The following is a 17,586-nucleotide window of genomic DNA, read 5'->3' as shown; positions in this document are numbered from 1 at the left end:
TTAATTACCTGTAAAAAAAGGCACATCATACCATGATGCGCCTTATATCTTACCTTACCCATCACGCTGAGTCAGGTAGTGTTTGGACTGGAAAACCGTCTCAACTCGGAATTTGCTACTTAATCATCAATTCACTGAGTCTTTCAGTGCTTTACCTGCACGGAAACCAGGTACTTTAGCAGCCGGAATACTGATTTCTTTCCCGGTCTGCGGGTTACGTCCTGTGCGTGCGGCACGTTCACGCACGGAAAACGTACCAAAACCAACTAAAGCAACGTCATCCCCGGCTTTCAGAGATTCAGTAACAGACCCAATAATTGCATCCAACACACGCCCTGCTGCCGCTTTGGAAATATCAGCATCTGCGGCAATTTTGTCGATCAATTGTGACTTGTTCACACTCTCATCCCCTCTGAAATACTGTCATTACGCCAGAGCCCCCAGCGCAACACGTAGCTTTATCTATTCAGTCAAACCGCAGGCTACCAGCCAACAGGATCAACAGTGCTCTAACTTAGCGGCACGAAAAAAGGCTGGCAAGCATCATTTCACTTACCAGCCCTTATTTTCTCAGTGGTTTTTGCTATAGGTCACTATTTCTTCTTAGCCGTCTTTACCACATCCATACCGTAAGGCGAGTTCTGCAAAGCAATCGTCAGCACTTCCTCAATGCGTTTTACCGGGTGGATTTCCAGATCGGCAATCACATTCTGTGGAATCTCTTCCAGATCGCGCTTGTTCTCTTCCGGAATCAGCACGGTCTTGATACCACCACGATGCGCCGCCAGCAGTTTCTCTTTTAACCCACCAATCGGCAGCACTAGCCCACGCAGGGTAATTTCACCGGTCATCGCCACATCTGCACGTACCGGATTACCCGTCAGGCAAGACACCAGCGCAGTACACATCGCAATACCGGCGCTCGGGCCATCTTTCGGTGTCGCCCCTTCCGGTACATGCACATGGATATCGCGTTTTTCGTAAAAATCGGAATTGATACCCAGCTTTTCCGCTCTGGCGCGTACCACGGTCAAGGCAGCCTGAATTGACTCCTGCATTACCTCGCCCAGCGAGCCGGTATAGGTCAGTTTGCCTTTGCCCGGTACGCTAGCGGTTTCGATCGTTAACAGATCACCACCGACCTCTGTCCAGGCAAGACCGGTTACCTGACCAACACGGTTTTCTTCATCCGCCCGGCCGTAATCGTAGCGCTGGACGCCAAGATACTCTTTCAGGTTATCGCCGGTGATGAGGATGTGCTTGATGGCTTTATCCATCATCAGCGATTTCACCGCTTTACGGCACAGTTTGGAGATTTCGCGCTCCAGACTACGCACCCCGGCTTCACGGGTGTAATAGCGGATGATGCCGATGATGGCACTATCTTCAACCGTCAACTCGCCTTTTTTCAGGGCGTTACGTTCAATTTGCTTGGGCAGCAAGTGCTGACGCGCAATATTGAGTTTTTCATCTTCGGTATAGCCAGACAGTCTGATCACTTCCATACGGTCCAGCAGCGGTGCCGGAATGTTCATGGAGTTAGACGTCGCGACGAACATCACGTCAGACAGGTCATAGTCCACTTCCAGATAGTGATCGTTAAATGCCACGTTCTGTTCCGGATCCAGTACCTCCAGTAGAGCAGAAGCCGGATCGCCACGCATGTCAGAAGACATCTTGTCGATTTCATCCAACAGGAATAATGGGTTTTTCACGCCCACTTTCGCCATCTTCTGGATCAGTTTACCCGGCATAGAACCGATATAAGTACGGCGGTGACCGCGGATTTCCGCTTCATCACGTACGCCGCCGAGCGCCATGCGGACATACTTGCGCCCGGTGGCTTTGGCAATAGACTGGCCCAGAGAGGTTTTGCCTACCCCCGGCGGCCCTACCAAACACAGGATCGGCCCTCTTATCTTGCTAACCCGGCTCTGTACTGCGAGATATTCGAGGATTCGTTCTTTGACACGCTCCAGACCATAGTGGTCGCTGTCGAGCATTTCCTGGGCTTTCACCAGGTCTTTCTTCACTTTGCTGCGAGCCTGCCATGGTACCTGTACCATCCAGTCGATGTAGCTGCGAACTACGGTCGCTTCCGCCGACATCGGTGACATCATGCGCAGTTTCTGCAATTCCGCTTCCGCTTTCTCGCGGGCCTCTTTTGGCATGTTGGCGGATTCAATCTTACGTTTCAGCGCCTCCTGCTCGTCAGGCGCGTCATCCATTTCGCCCAGCTCTTTCTGGATGGCCTTCATCTGCTCATTCAGGTAATACTCGCGCTGGCTTTTTTCCATCTGTTTTTTAACGCGACTACGGATCCGTTTTTCCACCTGCAGCAGATCAATTTCGGATTCCATCATCGCCATCAGGTATTCCAGGCGCTCAGTCACATCGGACATTTCCAACACGGATTGCTTGTCCGCCAGCTTCAGCGGCATGTGGGCAGCAATGGTGTCGGCAAGACGCGCCGCATCATCAATACTATTAAGCGATGTTAATACTTCAGGAGGAATTTTCTTGTTCAGTTTGATGTAGCCTTCAAACTGATTGATGGCCGTACGCATGAGCACTTCCTGCTCACGCTCTTCAATTGCCGGCGACTCCAGGTATTCCGCCTGGGCCGCAAAATGCTCCCCGCTATCGGAGAGTGTGGTGATGCGCGCGCGCTGCAACCCTTCCACCAGCACTTTAACGGTGCCGTCGGGTAATTTCAGCATTTGAAGAATAGAGGCGACCGTCCCTACCGAGAAAAGATCGTTAACACCAGGCTCATCCGTTGAGGCTTCTTTCTGTGCCACCAGCATGATCTTTTTGTCGTGATCCATAGCCGCTTCAAGGCACCGAATTGATTTCTCCCGACCAACAAACAACGGAATGACCATGTGCGGATAAACCACCACATCGCGCAACGGCAATACGGGGATTTCTATGCGTTCGGAACGCTCAGGGTTCATAGAGCTCTCTCTTAGTTTCGTTTCCGCCAGGTTAAGGGAATCCGTGGAACACGTGCATCACGGGTTTCACCTATAGGTAATCGAGTATATGGGGATAAATGTCTTACATTCAACGACTGAACGTGTGTAAAAAAAAATGGGGGACTAAATTCCCCCATTTTATCGTTCAGCGTTGTTTTTTAGGCTAATTATTCACCAGATGCCTGCTGAGCTTCAGGCTTGCCGTAAATCAGCAACGGTTCGGTCTGTTCTGAAATGACAGACTCATCAACCACCACTTTATCCACGTTTTCCAGTGAAGGCAGATCGTACATGGTTTCCAGCAGTGCCGCTTCCACGATAGAACGCAGACCACGTGCACCGGTTTTACGTGCCATTGCTTTTTTCGCAATGGCAGTCAACGCCTCGTCACGGAACTCCAGCTCAGCACCTTCCAGTTTGAAAAGCGCCTGATACTGCTTGGTCAACGCATTTTTCGGCTCGCGAAGAATCTGGATCAATGCGTCTTCATCCAGCTCTTTGAGCGTAGCAACCACCGGCAAACGGCCAATAAACTCAGGAATAAGACCAAACTTGATCAAATCACCCGGTTCAACCTGGCCCAGCAATTCACCCTCTGTCGCTTTCTGGGACACGCCTTTCACTGTCGCGTTAAAGCCAATACCGCGGCCAGTATCAGTACGCTGCTCAATGACCTTGTCCAGCCCGGCGAATGCACCGCCACAAATAAACAGGATCTTGGAGGTATCAACCTGCAGGAACTCCTGCTGTGGGTGCTTGCGGCCACCTTGCGGCGGAACAGCGGCGATCGTCCCTTCAATCAACTTCAGCAGTGCCTGCTGAACACCTTCACCGGACACATCACGCGTGATGGATGGGTTGTCGGATTTGCGGGAAATCTTGTCGATCTCATCGATATAAACAATACCACGCTGCGCTTTCTGTACGTCGTAATCGCACTTCTGCAGCAACTTCTGAATGATATTCTCGACGTCTTCACCCACATAACCGGCTTCAGTCAGCGTAGTCGCATCCGCCATGGTGAAAGGTACATCCAGGAAACGGGCCAGCGTTTCCGCCAGCAACGTTTTCCCGCTACCCGTCGGACCAATCAGTAGAATGTTGCTTTTGCCAAGCTCAACACCATTGTTGCTGTCGCTATTGCGCAGACGTTTATAGTGGTTGTAGACGGCAACCGCCAATACCTTTTTCGCCTGCTCCTGACCAATAACATAGTCATCAAGATGACGGCGGATTTCGTGTGGCGTCGGTAACGCGCTGCGCTCACGGTGTGGCGCTACTTCTTTAATTTCTTCGCGAATAATGTCGTTACACAAGTCAACACATTCATCGCAGATATACACTGACGGCCCGGCAATGAGCTTACGAACCTCGTGTTGGCTTTTGCCGCAGAAAGAACAGTACAGCAGCTTCCCTGAACCGTCTTTGCGCTTATCTGTCATGAGTCAAACCTCTTCTTTAGTCTCTTGCCCGCAGGCCAACCACATAGCAATCGCGCCACAACAAACACCAGCCAGCTATCATAACGGCCGACAACCCGCGTCATCGGGCTATTTCGCATCAATGGCGTTATTCACGATGGGTCAATACAGAATCTACTAACCCGTACTCTACTGCCTCGGCGGCAGAGAGGAAACGGTCACGCTCCGTATCCCTTTCTATCACGTCAAGAGACTGACCGGTATGTTTGGCCATCAGCTCATTCATCCGGGCTTTCACCTTGAGGATCTCTTTGGCATGAATCTCAATATCCGTCGCCTGCCCCTGGAATCCCCCCAACGGCTGATGGATCATCACCCGAGAGTTCGGCAGACAGAAACGCTTGCCTTTGGTACCGGCTGTCAGCAGGAAAGCCCCCATTGACGCTGCCTGCCCCATACAAATGGTACTGACATCCGGTTTAATGAACTGCATGGTGTCGTAAATCGACATACCGGCAGTAATCACGCCACCCGGAGAGTTAATGTACAAATAGATATCTTTCTCGGGGTTCTCGGCTTCCAGAAATAGCATCTGCGCCACAATCAGGTTAGCCATGTAATCTTCAACCTGACCAGTCAGAAAGATCACACGCTCCTTCAGGAGCCGGGAATAGATATCGTAAGAACGCTCCCCACGCGAAGTCTGCTCAACCACCATCGGCACCAAAGCCATGTGCGGGGCCAGTTTTTCTTGTTCGCCACTGTATGACATTAACGTCTCCTAGATAAAATGCATTTGGCGCATATACCCTGATTCTACTTGAGATAGAAAGTGATGACCATGCTAAGACTCGCAGTTAGCCATCTCTGTGTTGCCGGAATCAGGCGAATGTCCCTGACGATGCGATCTACGCAGTTATTTAACCAGTTGGGGACCGATGCGTCCTTTTTCAAGATTACACCAGTGATTCATTTCGGTTAAAGCGATATCCTGCGCCGAAAGCATATCGAATGACGCCCTGATTAATCGTTATTAATCATAGTGCAGATTTGACAGGAACTAACAGCACGCCCAACGGTTTACTGTACTCGGGAAGGAAAAAGCCCACAGCACAGGCTGCGGGCTTTTGAAGAAACGATATCAGGTAAAAATCGTAATCAGGCAGCGGTCGTCTGATTCATCAGCTCATTGAAGCTCACTGATTTTTCTACCACTTTCGCTTTAGACAACAGCGCTTCAATCGCCTGCTCTTCCAGAGCGACGTTACGCATGTTGTTCATCATTTCTTTGTTTTTCTTGTAGTACTCAACCACTTCACGCGGATCTTCATACGCGGAGGCGATTTCGTCGATCAGTACGTTAACGCGATCTTCGTCAGCTTTCAGTTCGTGGGACTCAATCACTTCGCCCAGCAGTAAACCAACAACGACACGGCGTTTAGCCTGCTCTTCGAACAGTTCACGCGGCAGTTCCAGAGCCTGCTTCTCGTTGCCACCGAAACGCTGAGCCGCCTGACGACGCAGTACGTCGACTTCGCCGTCGATCAATGCAGCCGGCACGTCAATCTCATTGGCTTTGACCAGACCGTCGATAACCTGAGACTTCACGCGATTACGGATAGCGCCTTTCAGTTCGCGCTCCATGTTTTTGCGTACTTCAGCGCGCAGACCGTCAATAGAACCGTCTTCAACGCCAAAACGTTTGATGAAATCAGCAGTCAGTTCCGGCAGTTCACGCTCTTCCACTTTCTTCAGAACGATAACGAACTTAGCGTCCTGACCTTTCAGGTTTTCAGCGTGGTAATCTTCCGGGAATTTCACATCGATAGTGAACTCATCACCGGCTTTGTGACCGACGATGCCGTCTTCAAAGCCCGGGATCATACGACCCTGACCCATGGCCAGTACGAAATCAGACGCTTTGCCACCTTCGAACTCTTCACCGCCAACAGAACCGGTGAAATCGATGGTTACACGGTCTTCAGCCGCTGCAGCGCGATCGGCGTCTCTCCAGGTCGCCTGCTGTTTACGCAGGGTGTCCAGCATGCCGTCAACGTCAGCGTCAGACACGTCTACCAGCGGTTTTTCAACTTCGATAGTGTCCAGGCCTTTCAGCTCAACTTCCGGATAAACTTCGAACTCTACCGAGTAGGTGAAATCGCCACCGACCTGGTATTCGCCCGGAACATAGTTCGGTGCGCCAGCCGGATTGATTTTTTCTTTGATGATGGCATCAACGAAGTGACGCTGCATCAGATCGCCCAGTACATCCTGACGGACGGAAGCGCCATAGCGCTGTTCAACAATTTTCGCCGGCACTTTGCCTTTGCGGAAACCGTCGATACGAACTTTTTTAGCCACACTGACCAGTTCGCTCTTAACGGCATTCTCAATGCTGTCAGCAGCAACAGTAATCGTTACGCGGCGCCCAAGGCCTTGAGTGGTTTCAACTGAAACTTGCATCTTGTTACCTCAAAAAATCACAGTTCTCGGTCAACCTCAGAGGCCGTTTTCATAAAGCGCCCTGGGGCAACCTTGCTGATCACAGTCTCACAGAACCAGAACGGCCACTTTAGCGGACCCGTTCCCTATAGTCAGAAGCGTCCCGAATACATTCCGGAAAATAAGACGCGGCATTATAGCGGCATCAATAGACCGAGTCGAGGAGAGTAACCAGACTATTGACAGAGGACTTTCACACTTTTCACCTGTCTCTGCCCAGTATTACCACCTTTTATTACCGCAATGCCCTCAACCGGTGATGCACCAGCGGGCATATACACACCGTCATGCGCATCTTCACAGAAGTAGAGAGACACCTGATTTCAGCGGTCTAACCCCGCGCCGCCGCAAGGTGGGGAAGACGGCACCGCCATTTGTAAATCAAGCCACTCTTGGGGTGTATAGGTATGTAATGCCAACGCATGAACCGGGCCTGCCAATTCATCAGCCAATACGCGATAAATCGCACGATGACGGCCGATGACCCGCTCACCGGAAAAACGCTCGCTGACTAGCACCACTTTGAAATGGCTTTCTGAACCAGCGGGTACATTATGGCGATAACTTTCATTAATCACTTCAATATGTTGCGGTTCGAACTCGGTACGCAACTTAGCTTCTATTGTTTCGCGAATCATAGGGTGACCTTTTTCAGGTATCAGTGAAACTGCTCTCGACAAAGCGGCCTTTATTACTGATTGCACGCTTATCCACTTCAATTTCAGTCATTTTTTGATTATTAATGGAATCATCGCTGGTCTGGATACGTGGCTACGGACTGCACTATATCTCGCCGAAATGCATCTCGCTGAAATGCCAGTCGTCGGTGCCAGACAGCTTTTACGTCAAGCACAATGGAAAAAAATGATGCAAGCTCAGCAGGATACTGGCCACTTTCTGCTCTTTCCCTTGTCCAAGACGATGATATGATACCGAACTATATTTATCCGCCAACCACCGTTTTATGACGAGAAGACACGCATGTTAAAAAAATTCATTTTCCCGTTGTTCGCCGCACTCGTGCTGGCAGGATGCGCCAGTAAAAGCAACACGCTGGACGTCACCCCGAAAATTGCCCTGCCGTCGCAGGATCCAACCCTGATGGGGGTAACTATCAGCATTAATGGCGCAGACCAACGTGCCGACCAGTCGCTGGCCAGGGTCAATCGCGACGGCCAACTGATCACGCTGATGCCATCACGCGATCTGCGGTTCCTGTTGCAGGAAGTGCTGGAGAAACAGATGTCTGCCCGTGGTTATATGATAGGCACTGGCGGCCCGGTAGCACTGCAAGTGGTGGTTAACAAGCTGTATGCGGATGTTTCTGAAGGGAACCTGCGCTACAACATTACCACTCGTGCCGATATTTCTATCATCGCACAAGCCGCCAATGGCAATAAGCAAATCAAGAACTACCGTGCCAGCTATAATGTACAGGGCGCGCTTACCGCCACGAACAGCAAGATTACCGAGTCGGTCAATCAGGTGCTGAGCGATGTCATCAGTGACATGGCTCAGGACACCAGCATCAGTACCTTCATCAAAACCAACTCCCGATAACGGTTTATTCCGTCTCACCTCCCTTGCTCCTCCTGGGGCAAGGGAAAAGGACCTCGCATGCTCAGCCGCTTTTTTTCGCTTTTCCGTGAACGCAACAGTGTCATTCTTCTGATTTTAGGGTTCGCCTCTGGTTTACCACTGGCTCTGACCTCCGGTACGTTGCAGGCGTGGATGACGGTGGAAAACGTGGACCTGAAAACCATCGGTTTCTTTTCTCTGGTGGGGCAGGCGTATGTCTTCAAGTTTTTGTGGTCGCCGCTGATGGATCGCTACACGCCGCCGTTTATGGGACGTCGGCGTGGCTGGCTACTGGTCACACAGCTGTTGCTGGTAGCCACCATCATCGCCATCGGCACCGTAGACCCGGCACATCATTTATGGTGGCTGGCGTTACTGGCGGTCATCATCGCATTTTGTTCCGCCTCACAGGACATTGTGTTTGATGCGTATAAAACCGACGTGTTACCGCCAGAAGAACGCGGCAGCGGCGCGGCTATTTCCGTTTTAGGTTATCGCCTGGCGATGCTGGTTTCCGGCGGGCTGGCATTATGGATAGCCGATCGTTTTCTCGGCTGGCATGCCACCTACTGGCTGATGGCTGGTCTTTTATTACTGTGCACACTGGCAACCTGGCTGTCGCCGGAGCCTGCCATGAGCGAACCGGCCCCTCGCTCGCTGGAGCAGGCGGTCTTAGCGCCGCTGAAAGATTTTTTCGGCCGCGATAATGCCTGGCTAATTTTACTGTTGATCGTGTTGTACAAACTGGGGGATGCGTTTGCCGTCAGCCTCAGTACACCTTTCTTAATTCGCGGAGTCGGCTTCAATCCGGGCGATGTCGGGTTAGTTAATAAGACGCTGGGCTTGTTCGCCACTATTATCGGTGCGTTGTACGGCGGTGTGTTGATGCAGCGCTGGACGCTATTTCGGTCATTGATGCTGTTCGGCCTGCTACAGGCGGTCTCGAACGCCGGTTACTGGGTGCTAGCCATCACCGATAAACACCTGTTCACCATGGCCTGCGCGGTGTTTCTGGAAAACCTGTGTGGTGGTATGGGAACTGCCGCCTTCGTGGCGCTCTTAATGACGCTTTGTAACAAATCATTTTCCGCCACCCAGTTCGCCTTGTTGTCCGCACTGTCGGCTGTGGGGCGGGTTTATGTCGGTCCGATTGCTGGCTGGTTTGTAGAACTGTATGGGTGGGCCTGGTTTTACCTGTTTTCAATCATCATCGCTATCCCAGGACTTCTCCTGCTGAGTATCTGTCGTTCATCATTAGAACAGGTGCAATCAGGCGGCGAATTTCTGCGTCGTAACGCCTATCCACACCTTTATCTATTGGCTTCCCGCCTGTTTTTCATCGGTTGTATTGTGTTTGTCGGTGGCCTGCTTGTCTGGGGCATGCTGGGATTGGGCTGGCTGGAGAGCGGACGTGCCAAAAACATGCTGATGGCGACAGGCGCAACACTGGCGGCAATGGCGGTTTTGCTGGGTGCTCTGCTTGATTATCTGTCCTTACAACGCCGGTAAACCTGGCAGCACAAAGCAGTGATGTGTAAACACGGTTGTGCACTGCCTCATACATTCATCTGTCAGGATAAGGTAGGAGCACTCGCTTACTTCATCGTCTGAGGCAGGTAAGCGATATCGCTAAAAAACACACCCTCATTATCTATTATCACTTTATTAAATTATTTTTCTCTCCAGGCATACGGCAAAAAACATTTATTTCATTGTCTTTAATAAATCCTGTCGCCCACATTAATTTACGCAACGTTACAGAAACGAAATATTAACACTCAGATAAAATAATATTCAGGAATAGTTGTAATTCCTGAAAAGCGATACATACTTTTTCTGTAGGCGGTTTACCCACTGTTTTTAAAAGTAATTTTGTGAAATGTAGCTCACGTGTGACAGGTCAGGCAAAATTTGTAAACAGCGGACTGACATCTCTTTAATGATGTTTACAGTGCGGTAACCTTCCCGTAAAATGCCCGCTCGCGTGAAATGACAATAGAGCCCTTGTAATTGAGGTCGCTAGATGAGACTCAGGAAATACAATAAAATTTTTGGGATGTTGTCTTTAATCGCCACCACACTGTTTCTTAGTGGTTGCGATATGGCATTGATGAACCCCAAAGGACAAGTCGGGTTAGAGCAACGTTCGTTGATACTGACAGCACTCGGTTTGATGCTGATCGTTGTTATCCCGGTGATCATTATGACGATTGCCTTCGCCTGGAAGTTCAGAGCCTCCAACGAAAAAGCGAAGTACACGCCAAACTGGTCGCACTCAAACAAAATCGAAGCCGTTGTCTGGACGGTCCCTATCATCATTATCCTCATCCTTGGGACGATCACCTGGAAAACTACCCATTCGCTTGATCCGTACAAGCCTTTGGATTCCACGGTCAAACCCATTAATGTTGAAGTGGTGTCTCTTGATTGGAAATGGTTGTTCATTTACCCGGATCTTGGCATCGCCACGGTCAATGAACTGGCGTTCCCGACCAATGTTCCGGTCAATTTCAAGATTACATCCGACACGGTGATGAACTCCTTCTTTATCCCGCGTCTTGGTGGTCAGATCTACGCCATGGCCGGCATGCAGACCCAGTTGCACTTGATCGCCAACGAGCCGGGCAAATACGACGGTATCTCTGGTGGTTACAGTGGCCAAGGGTTCTCTGGCATGAAGTTCACTGCCATTGCGACCCCGGATCAGCAAGCCTTTGACCAATGGGTTGAGAATGTACGCAAGTCATCCAAGACGCTGAGCACGATGAATGACTTTAACAAACTGGCACAGCCTACCGAGTACCATCCGGTAGAGTACTACTCTCAGGTACAACCTGATTTGTTCCGCCAGATCATTACCAAATTCATTGGCAACAACATGAACATGCAGCATGGTGCTGAAAGCGAGCCTAAAAAAGAAGAAGGCATGCAGAATCACCAGGGCATGAACATGAGCGAGCACTCCTCTCATTAAAGGAGTCGAGGGATAAACGATGTTCGGAAAATTAACTCTTGATGCGATCCCCTACCATGAGCCGATTATCATGGTCACGGTGGCGGCAATCATTGTAGGTGGATTGGCGCTGCTGGCTGCCGTTACCTATTTCGGTAAATGGAAATGGCTGTGGTCCGAGTGGTTCACCTCTGTAGACCATAAGAAAATCGGTATCATGTACATCATCGTCGGTTTGGTGATGATGCTGCGTGGTTTTGCTGATGCCGTGATGATGCGTGGTCAGCAAGTGCTGGCTTCCGCTGGTGAAGCGGGTTTCCTTACCCCCCACCACTATGACCAGATCTTCACCGCGCATGGCGTTATCATGATTTTCTTCGTGGCAACGCCGTTTGTCGTCGGTCTGATGAACCTGGCCGTGCCGTTGCAGATCGGCGCACGTGATGTGGCCTTCCCCTTCCTGAACTCACTGAGCTTCTGGCTGTTTGTTGCCGGCGTTATCCTGATCAACCTGTCGTTAGGTATCGGGGAATTCGCCCAGACCGGTTGGGTGGCCTATCCGCCGTTGTCGGGTAAGGAGTACAGTCCTGGTGTGGGGGTAGACTACTGGATATGGAGTCTCCAGATTTCCGGTGTCGGTACGACGCTGACTGGTGTTAACTTCTTCGCCACCATCATGAAAATGCGCGCGCCTGGCATGAGTCTGATGAAAATGCCGGTGTTTACCTGGACGGCGCTGTGCACCAACATACTGATTATTGCTGCGTTCCCGATTCTGACGGTGACCATTGCGTTACTGACGCTGGACCGTTACCTCGGCACCCATTTCTTTACCAATGATATGGGTGGCAACATGATGATGTACATCAACCTGATTTGGGCCTGGGGCCATCCGGAAGTGTACATTCTGGTGTTGCCGGTCTTCGGTATTTACTCCGAAGTGGTGGCAACCTTCTGTAAAAAACGCCTGTTTGGCTATACCTCACTGGTATGGGCAACCATCGCAATTACCGTTCTGTCGTTCATCGTTTGGTTGCACCACTTCTTTACCATGGGTTCTGGAGCCAACGTCAACGCCTTCTTCGGTATAGCGACGATGATTATTTCAATCCCGACTGGGGTTAAAATCTTCAACTGGCTGTTCACCATGTATCAAGGGCGTATTCAACCGCATTCTGCCATGCTGTGGACCACCGGTTTCATCATCACCTTCTCCATCGGTGGTATGACTGGGGTACTGCTGGCCGTTCCGGGCGCTAACTTTGTACTGCATAACAGTCTGTTCCTGATCGCTCACTTCCATAACGTGATCATCGGTGGTGTGGTATTTGGCTGCTTTGCCGGTATCACTTACTGGTTCCCGAAAGCATTTGGCTTCACGCTGAATGAAACCTGGGGTAAACGCGCGTTCTGGTGCTGGATCATCGGCTTCTTCGTTGCCTTTATGCCGCTGTACGCACTGGGCTTCATGGGGATGACGCGTCGTCTGAGCCAGCAGATCAACCCGGAATTTCACCCGCTGCTGGTGGTCGCTTCCGTCGGTGCCGGTCTGATTGCACTCGGTGTGCTGTGCCAGATTATCCAGTTTGCCGTCAGTATCCGCGACCGCGATCAAAACCGCGATCTGACTGGCGACCCGTGGGATGCTCGCACGCTGGAATGGGCAACGTCTTCACCGCCGCCGTTCTATAACTTCGCCATCGTGCCGCATATTCAAGAGCGCGATGCGTTCTGGGAAATGAAGGAAAAAGGTGAAGCCTATCGCAAACCGGCACAGTATGAAGAAATTCATATGCCGAGAAATACCGGTGCGGGCGTAATCATCTCCGCATTCAGTCTGGTATTTGGTTTTGCGATGATCTGGTACATCTGGTGGCTGGCGATCATCGGTTTTGTGGGCATGATTGTAACCTGGATAGCCCACAGCTTTAATCAGGACGTGGACTACTACGTGCCGGTTAACGAGGTCGAACACATCGAAAATCAAAACTTCGATAAACTCAGCAAGGCAGGCGTGAAAAATGTCCACTGATACGTTAACTCATCACAATGCAGCCCATGCCGAGCATGGGCACCACGATACCGGCTCCAATAAGGTTTTCGGTTTCTGGATCTACCTGATGAGCGACTGCATCCTGTTCGGGATGTTGTTCGCCACCTACTCCGTTCTGGTGAACGGTACCGCTGGCGGCCCAACGGGCAAAGAACTGTTCGATCTGAAGTTCGTGCTGGTGGAAACCTTCGCACTGCTGTTTAGTAGTATTACTTACGGCATGGCGATGATTGCCATGAACAAAGGTAACAAGAGCCAGGTTAACGCCTGGCTGGGTCTGACCTTCCTGTTCGGGCTGGTGTTTATCGGGATGGAAGTCTATGAATTCCACCACCTGATCGTAGAAGGCGCAGGCCCTGACCGCAGTGCATTCCTGTCTTCCTTCTTTGCGCTGGTTGGTACTCATGGTATCCACGTGACTTCAGGCCTTATCTGGATCGCTATCATGATGATTCAGGTAACGAAATACGGCCTGACCAGCACCAACAAAACCCGTCTGATGTGCCTGAGCTTGTTCTGGCACTTTCTTGACGTGGTATGGATTTGTGTCTTCACTGTTGTTTATCTGATGGGGGCGATGTAATGAGTCATTCCACACACGATCATGCAGGCGCCAGCCACGGTAGCGTGAAGTCCTATCTGATTGGTTTCGTCCTGTCCATCATCCTGACCGTCATTCCATTCGGTCTGGTGATGAATAGTTCGGCGTCCCATAGCGCCATTCTGTTAACCGTGCTGGGTTGCGCTGTTATCCAGATCCTGGTTCATCTGGTGTACTTCCTGCATCTCAACACCTCATCAGAAGAGCGCTGGAATCTGGTAGCCATCGTGTTTACCGCCCTGATTATCGCAATTGTGGTGGTGGGATCCATTTGGATCATGATGAACGCGCACCACAATATGATGATTCAGTAACCGAGCCTTTTACATGATGATTAAGCAATACCTGCAGGTCACCAAACCCGGCATTATTTTTGGCAACCTGATTTCCGTTATCGGTGGTTTTTTACTGGCAGCCAAAGGCACCATTAACTACCCACTGTTTGTCGCGACCCTGATCGGGGTATCGCTGGTTGTTGCATCTGGTTGCGTCTTTAACAACGTTATCGATCGCGACATCGACAAAAAAATGGAGAGGACCAAGAATCGGGCTCTGGTCAAGGGGCTGATTCCGCTTAAAAATACGCTGGTTTATGCGTCGCTGTTAGGTATTGCTGGCTTCGCGTTACTGTATCTTGCGGCAAATCCGCTGGCCATGTGGCTGGCGGTGATGGGGTTTGTGGTATATGTCGGTGTTTACAGCCTGTACATGAAGCGCCATTCAGTTTATGGCACATTGATTGGCAGTCTGTCCGGTGCGGCACCGCCGGTTATCGGCTACTGCGCCGTCAGCAATCAGTTTGACGCTGGCGCACTGATCCTGTTGCTGATTTTCAGTCTGTGGCAGATGCCGCACTCTTACGCCATCGCGATTTTCCGCTTTAAAGATTATCAGGCAGCGAATATCCCGGTATTACCGGTCGTCAAAGGCATTTCCGTCGCGAAGCACCATATTACGTTGTATATCCTGGCGTTTATGATTGCTACATTGATGCTGTCATTGGGCGGTTATGCTGGTTACAAATACCTGGTGGTGGCAGCAGCGGTCAGCGTTTGGTGGCTTGGCATGGCGTTATCCGGCTACAAACGCCCGAACGACGATCGTGCCTGGGCCAAAAAGCTGTTCTTGTTCTCTATTGTCGCCATTACGTCATTGAGCGTCATGATGTCAGTCGATTCCATGACACCGATGCAGGACACGCTGCTGACCTACCTGCACTGATCTCATCAGTCTATACGACCAGACAGACGGGCTTGCCCGTCTGTTTTTTTATCTCCCCTCCCCTGCTTTGCCAAATACGGAAACAAACCCGTCGTTTACGCCTTCTGGCACGGACACTAAAATAGCGCTGATAAAATATCAGAGGTAGCAATGAACGATAATCGCATGACCCCGATTGAACAGCGGGCAACATGGGGACTGGGTCTGGTTTTTTCACTTCGCATGCTTGGCATGTTCATGGTGCTCCCGGTACTCACCACCTACGGTATGGCTCTGCAGGGTGCCAGCGAGTCACTGATTGGCATAGCCATCGGCATTTATGGCTTGATGCAGGCGGTTTTTCAAATCCCATTCGGGCTCATGTCTGACCGTATTGGTCGCAAACCGCTCATTGTTGGCGGTTTACTGATATTTGTGTTGGGTAGTGTCATCGCCGCACTCAGCCATTCCATTTGGGGGATTATTCTGGGGCGTGCCTTGCAAGGCTCCGGGGCGATTTCTGCTGCGGTCATGGCGCTGCTGTCAGACTTAACACGTGAACAAAACCGCACCAAAGCCATGGCGTTTATCGGCGTCAGCTTCGGTATTACGTTTGCGATTGCCATGGTTGTCGGCCCGATTGTTACCCATGCGCTAGGGCTGAATGCGCTGTTTTGGGGAATTGCGCTGCTGGCGCTGCTGGCTATCGCCATCACGCTGGCAGTCATTCCCTCTGCCCCTTCCCATGTGCTTAACCGTGAGTCGGCCATCGTGCGTGGCGGTGTCGCCAAAGTGCTAGCCAACCCTCGCTTGCTAAAACTCAACTTCAGCATCATGTGCCTGCACATTCTGCTGATGTCGAGCTTTGTCGCTTTACCGAGAGTCATGGAGCAAGCAGGTCTGGCACCGCAAGACCACTGGAAAGTCTATCTGACCACGATGCTGATATCGTTCGCTGCCGTGGTGCCATTTGTCATTTATGCGGAAGTTAAACGCCGCATGAAGCAGGTGTTTATTGTTTGCGTGATAATAATCATTGCCGCAGAGCTGGTTTTACTGCAAGCAGGCAACCATGCACTGTGGCAGCTGTTTATCGGCATTCAGTTGTTTTTTCTGGGGTTCAATGTCATGGAGGCACTGTTGCCATCTCTTATCAGCAAAGAGTCGCCAGCAGGCTACAAAGGTACTGCCATGGGGGTTTACTCCACCACCCAATTTATGGGGGTGGCAATTGGCGGTAGTCTTGGCGGCGCGCTGTATGACCTGCATGGCGCGTCACTGGTATTCAGTGCGGGCGCATTGCTGGGGGTTATCTGGTTATTGGTCAGCGTCACCATGCAGGAACCACCATATCTGAGTAGCTTGCGCATTACCCTACCGGATGAAGCGCTACGCGATAGTAAGCTGTCCGATAAACTGCAACAACATCCTGGCGTGGCAGATGTGGTGATCGTACCGGACGAACTCAGCGCCTATGTGAAAATTGATCGCAGCAAAACCAATCGGCAGCAGTTGGAACAGCTAGTCGGTCAGACGGCTGGCTAACTTTTCCTGACCGGCTAACCGCCTATAAAGGAAAAAGAGCCGCAGTCACACCCTCAATAGGGTCAACCCAAACCACCTCATCGATTGAAAAACCAAAGGCACCGAGACGGTGCCTTTGGTTATGTCGTGTATTGCTGCCATATCGGCAGCCGGTTTAATCGCGGAAGTTGTTAAACTGGAAGGGTTGCCCCAAATCAGCACCACGTATCAGCGCAATCACACCTTGCAGGTCATCGCGGGATTTCCCGGTAACACGGACTTGTTCACCCTGGATCTGGGCCTGAACTTTGAGCTTACTGTCTTTAATCAGTTTAACGATTTTCTTCGCCAGCGTAGTTTCAATGCCTTGCTTGAGCTTCGCTTCCACACTGTAGGTTTTGCCACTGTGTTCCATGTCTTCAGGAATATCCAGCGAACCGCCCTCAATTCCGCGTTTTGCCAGCTTTTCCCTTATGATTTCAATCAATTGCTTAACCTGAAAATCTGATTCACTGGTCGCCTTGATGGTTTGTGCTTTTTCATTCAGCTCAAAGCTGGCAGGCACATTACGAAAATCCCAGCGAGTACCCAGTTCACGGGTCGCGTTTTCCACCGCATTGCGGACTTCCTGCATATCGATTTCCGAAACAATATCGAAAGATGGCATAATTTTTTCTCCTGACAATAGCTGCCGAGCATGATAACCGCTCACGCCCAATAAGCAAACTTCACCGACCTTACCGCCTTCGTGGCGACAAGCAGCGGCAGACGGCAGC

The 17,586-nt window shown here is 50.9% G+C and carries 15 protein-coding genes; 8 read left to right on the top strand and 7 right to left on the bottom strand.

What is annotated here, in order from left to right; genetic code table 11:
- Nucleotides 1-126 precede the first annotated feature (126 nt).
- The 6 genes from hupB to bolA form a co-directional block, all read right to left on the bottom strand.
- Entirely contained in the window at nt 127-399 is a 273-nt protein-coding gene (hupB, locus tag DD586_RS05175; protein ID WP_012770737.1) for a nucleoid-associated protein HU-beta, read from the bottom strand.
- Nucleotides 400-593: 194 nt separating this feature from the next.
- A complete protein-coding gene (gene lon, locus DD586_RS05170) occupies nt 594-2,957 on the bottom strand; it encodes an endopeptidase La (protein ID WP_012883762.1) in 2,364 nt (787 codons plus the stop codon).
- Nucleotides 2,958-3,145: 188 nt separating this feature from the next.
- Nucleotides 3,146-4,420 carry an ATP-dependent protease ATP-binding subunit ClpX gene (gene clpX / locus DD586_RS05165; RefSeq protein ID WP_012883761.1) on the bottom strand — a complete coding sequence of 425 codons (1,275 nt, stop codon included), beginning with the start codon at nt 4,418-4,420 and terminating at the stop codon, nt 3,146-3,148.
- 127 nt (nt 4,421-4,547) lie between these two features.
- A complete protein-coding gene (gene clpP / locus DD586_RS05160; protein WP_012883760.1) occupies nt 4,548-5,171 on the bottom strand; it encodes an ATP-dependent Clp endopeptidase proteolytic subunit ClpP in 624 nt (207 codons plus the stop codon).
- Between the two features lie 386 nt (nt 5,172-5,557).
- Nucleotides 5,558-6,862 carry a trigger factor gene (gene tig, locus DD586_RS05155; RefSeq protein WP_012883759.1) on the bottom strand — a complete coding sequence of 435 codons (1,305 nt, stop codon included), beginning with the start codon at nt 6,860-6,862 and terminating at the stop codon, nt 5,558-5,560.
- A gap of 362 nt (nt 6,863-7,224) precedes the next feature.
- Entirely contained in the window at nt 7,225-7,539 is a 315-nt protein-coding gene (bolA, locus tag DD586_RS05150) for a transcriptional regulator BolA (protein WP_012883758.1), read from the bottom strand.
- A gap of 343 nt (nt 7,540-7,882) precedes the next feature.
- Between bolA and DD586_RS05145 the strand changes: the two genes are divergently transcribed.
- The 8 genes from DD586_RS05145 (at nt 7,883) to DD586_RS05110 (ending at nt 16,831) form a co-directional block, all read left to right on the top strand.
- On the top strand, nt 7,883-8,461 hold the full coding sequence (locus tag DD586_RS05145) for a lipoprotein (protein WP_012883757.1): 579 nt from the start codon (nt 7,883-7,885) through the stop codon (nt 8,459-8,461).
- A 57-nt stretch (nt 8,462-8,518) separates the two neighbouring features.
- Complete coding sequence (ampG, locus tag DD586_RS05140; RefSeq protein ID WP_012883756.1) at nt 8,519-9,988, top strand: muropeptide MFS transporter AmpG; 1,470 nt, start codon at nt 8,519-8,521, stop codon at nt 9,986-9,988.
- Nucleotides 9,989-10,502: 514 nt separating this feature from the next.
- Nucleotides 10,503-11,453 (top strand): cytochrome o ubiquinol oxidase subunit II, encoded by a 951-nt coding sequence (gene cyoA, locus DD586_RS05135; protein WP_012883755.1) that lies wholly within the window; start codon nt 10,503-10,505, stop codon nt 11,451-11,453.
- Nucleotides 11,454-11,472: 19 nt separating this feature from the next.
- Nucleotides 11,473-13,464, top strand: coding sequence for a cytochrome o ubiquinol oxidase subunit I (cyoB, locus tag DD586_RS05130; RefSeq protein WP_012883754.1), 1,992 nt, complete (start codon nt 11,473-11,475; stop codon nt 13,462-13,464).
- On the top strand, nt 13,454-14,068 hold the full coding sequence (locus DD586_RS05125; protein WP_012883753.1) for a cytochrome o ubiquinol oxidase subunit III: 615 nt from the start codon (nt 13,454-13,456) through the stop codon (nt 14,066-14,068). The genes cyoB and DD586_RS05125 overlap by 11 nt, the downstream gene beginning before the upstream one ends.
- Entirely contained in the window at nt 14,068-14,400 is a 333-nt protein-coding gene (locus tag DD586_RS05120; protein WP_012883752.1) for a cytochrome o ubiquinol oxidase subunit IV, read from the top strand. Before DD586_RS05125 ends, DD586_RS05120 begins: the two co-directional genes overlap by 1 nt.
- A gap of 16 nt (nt 14,401-14,416) precedes the next feature.
- Nucleotides 14,417-15,307: a heme o synthase gene (gene cyoE, locus DD586_RS05115; protein ID WP_023639160.1), complete on the top strand. Its 891-nt coding sequence runs from the start codon at nt 14,417-14,419 to the stop codon at nt 15,305-15,307.
- Nucleotides 15,308-15,457: 150 nt separating this feature from the next.
- A complete protein-coding gene (locus DD586_RS05110) occupies nt 15,458-16,831 on the top strand; it encodes an MFS transporter (protein ID WP_012883750.1) in 1,374 nt (457 codons plus the stop codon).
- 154 nt (nt 16,832-16,985) lie between these two features.
- Here the strand turns inward: DD586_RS05110 and DD586_RS05105 are convergent, their stop codons facing one another.
- Nucleotides 16,986-17,477, bottom strand: coding sequence for a YajQ family cyclic di-GMP-binding protein (locus DD586_RS05105; protein WP_012883749.1), 492 nt, complete (start codon nt 17,475-17,477; stop codon nt 16,986-16,988).
- Between the last annotated feature and the right edge of the window lie 109 nt (nt 17,478-17,586).

The sequence above is a fragment of the Dickeya parazeae Ech586 genome (assembly GCF_000025065.1).
Taxonomy (GTDB): Bacteria; Pseudomonadota; Gammaproteobacteria; order Enterobacterales; family Enterobacteriaceae; genus Dickeya; species Dickeya zeae.
This window is presented reverse-complemented; position numbering and strand designations above follow the sequence as displayed.

What these genes read in the sequence shown, in the direction of transcription:
- lon (WP_012883762.1), bottom strand. Translation starts at nt 2,957, where the DNA reads ATGAACCCTGAGCGTTCCGAACGCATAGAAATCCCCGTATTGCCGTTG.
- clpX (WP_012883761.1), bottom strand. Translation starts at nt 4,420, where the DNA reads ATGACAGATAAGCGCAAAGACGGTTCAGGGAAGCTGCTGTACTGTTCT.
- clpP (WP_012883760.1), bottom strand. Translation starts at nt 5,171, where the DNA reads ATGTCATACAGTGGCGAACAAGAAAAACTGGCCCCGCACATGGCTTTG.
- tig (WP_012883759.1), bottom strand. Translation starts at nt 6,862, where the DNA reads ATGCAAGTTTCAGTTGAAACCACTCAAGGCCTTGGGCGCCGCGTAACG.
- bolA (WP_012883758.1), bottom strand. Translation starts at nt 7,539, where the DNA reads ATGATTCGCGAAACAATAGAAGCTAAGTTGCGTACCGAGTTCGAACCG.
- DD586_RS05145 (WP_012883757.1), top strand. Translation starts at nt 7,883, where the DNA reads ATGTTAAAAAAATTCATTTTCCCGTTGTTCGCCGCACTCGTGCTGGCA.
- ampG (WP_012883756.1), top strand. Translation starts at nt 8,519, where the DNA reads ATGCTCAGCCGCTTTTTTTCGCTTTTCCGTGAACGCAACAGTGTCATT.
- cyoA (WP_012883755.1), top strand. Translation starts at nt 10,503, where the DNA reads ATGAGACTCAGGAAATACAATAAAATTTTTGGGATGTTGTCTTTAATC.
- cyoB (WP_012883754.1), top strand. Translation starts at nt 11,473, where the DNA reads ATGTTCGGAAAATTAACTCTTGATGCGATCCCCTACCATGAGCCGATT.
- DD586_RS05125 (WP_012883753.1), top strand. Translation starts at nt 13,454, where the DNA reads ATGTCCACTGATACGTTAACTCATCACAATGCAGCCCATGCCGAGCAT.
- DD586_RS05120 (WP_012883752.1), top strand. Translation starts at nt 14,068, where the DNA reads ATGAGTCATTCCACACACGATCATGCAGGCGCCAGCCACGGTAGCGTG.
- cyoE (WP_023639160.1), top strand. Translation starts at nt 14,417, where the DNA reads ATGATTAAGCAATACCTGCAGGTCACCAAACCCGGCATTATTTTTGGC.
- DD586_RS05110 (WP_012883750.1), top strand. Translation starts at nt 15,458, where the DNA reads ATGAACGATAATCGCATGACCCCGATTGAACAGCGGGCAACATGGGGA.
- DD586_RS05105 (WP_012883749.1), bottom strand. Translation starts at nt 17,477, where the DNA reads ATGCCATCTTTCGATATTGTTTCGGAAATCGATATGCAGGAAGTCCGC.